Source organism: Flammeovirga sp. AWQ4_249, from assembly GCF_056161045.1.
The window spans coordinates 1-592 of record NZ_JBSWYJ010000115.1 but is presented as its reverse complement, the minus strand read 5'-3'; the positions used below and the strand labels follow the sequence as shown (position 1 = coordinate 592).

The 592-nt window shown below is 37.8% G+C and carries 1 protein-coding gene; it reads left to right on the top strand.

The genetic code is table 11. The annotated features are described in order from the left end of the window. Positions 1-592 (top strand): fasciclin domain-containing protein (locus ACXAHM_RS26320; protein WP_474967064.1); only part of this gene is annotated, 592 nt, incomplete at both ends.

Genomic DNA, 592 nt, shown 5'->3' with positions numbered 1-592 from the left:
GGTGTTGATTTAGATGCTTTATCAGCAGAAGAAGTATCAGCAATTTTATTAGACCATGTAGTAGAAGGTACAGTATTATCAACTGATTTATCAGATGGTATGGAGGTGACTACATTAGGTGGAGCAAAATACATGGTATCAATTGGAGAGTCAGTAATGATTGGAAATGCTACAGTAGCAGCTGCAGATCAGATGGCTTCAAATGGTGTCGTTCACGTAGTTGATATGGTTCTAATGGAGGAAGAAATGCTTCCAACAATTGTAGAGTTAGCTCAAGCGACTGAAGATTTATCAACATTAGTATCAGCAGTAGTAAAAGCTGGCTTGGTAGAGACATTATCAGGCGGAGAGTATACAGTATTTGCTCCATTAAATTCAGCTTTCGAAGGTGTTGATTTAGATGCTTTATCAGCAGAAGAAGTATCAGCAATTTTATTAGACCACGTAGTAGAAGGTACAGTATTATCAACTGATTTATCAGATGGTATGGAAGTAGAAACTTTAGGTGGAGCAAAATACATGGTATCAATTGGAGAGTCAGTAATGATTGGAAATGCTACAGTAGCAGCTGCAGATCAGATGGCTTCAAATG